We start from the raw sequence: 554 nt of genomic DNA, 5'->3' as shown, positions 1-554 counted from the left end.
GGTAATACCACATCGCATGACCTATACGTTTCATCGTTGAAGGTTTTAAGTTCTCAACGTGCGGCGCAGGCATATCTGGTAACTTACGATAAAAATCCGGATCGCGCGGTAGCGATGAATATGCGTTCACTCCGCCTTCTTCAACAGTAATAAACTGCGGACGTAAATATCCTTCTTCAAATGCCAGAAAGCGGATCCCTTTCGACTTTGCCCAACGTTTTGCTTCTTTGTGCAATGGGCGGCAGTCACCAAAGCAGAGGATGGTATCAAAGTCATATTGCCGGTGGAGATCCCGTAACCATCCGGGGAACTCTTTCGGCGTTTGGTAGTAAGCCAGGTATTGTCGATGGCGGCAGTAAAAACGATCCCCACCGTTGAATACAACATTCACAGCGTTACGTCCTAATGACTCTAACCATTCGGCGACGTCATTGAAAAAAGGTCCCATCGGCCCCTGCAATAGCAGATATTTTTTACCGGATAATAAAACGGTTAGTGCATTACCTTGCATAAATAATTTGCGTAATAGTCAACTATGAAATTGTTTAGCCAAA

The 554-nt window shown here is 44.9% G+C and carries 1 protein-coding gene; it reads right to left on the bottom strand.

Translation table 11 applies throughout. The features are described 5' to 3' along the window. Nucleotides 1–511, bottom strand: a 511-nt coding sequence (locus tag ACLO87_RS16955) for a capsular polysaccharide export protein, LipB/KpsS family (RefSeq protein ID WP_458575269.1), incomplete at its 3' end; no start/stop codon positions are given. Between the last annotated feature and the right edge of the window lie 43 nt (nucleotides 512–554).

It is taken from the genome of Paenalcaligenes sp. Me52 (assembly GCF_050487965.1).
GTDB lineage: Bacteria > Pseudomonadota > Gammaproteobacteria > Burkholderiales > Burkholderiaceae_B > Paenalcaligenes.
Note: the sequence above shows the minus strand (reverse complement) of the source record. Positions and strands in the feature narration are given on the sequence as shown.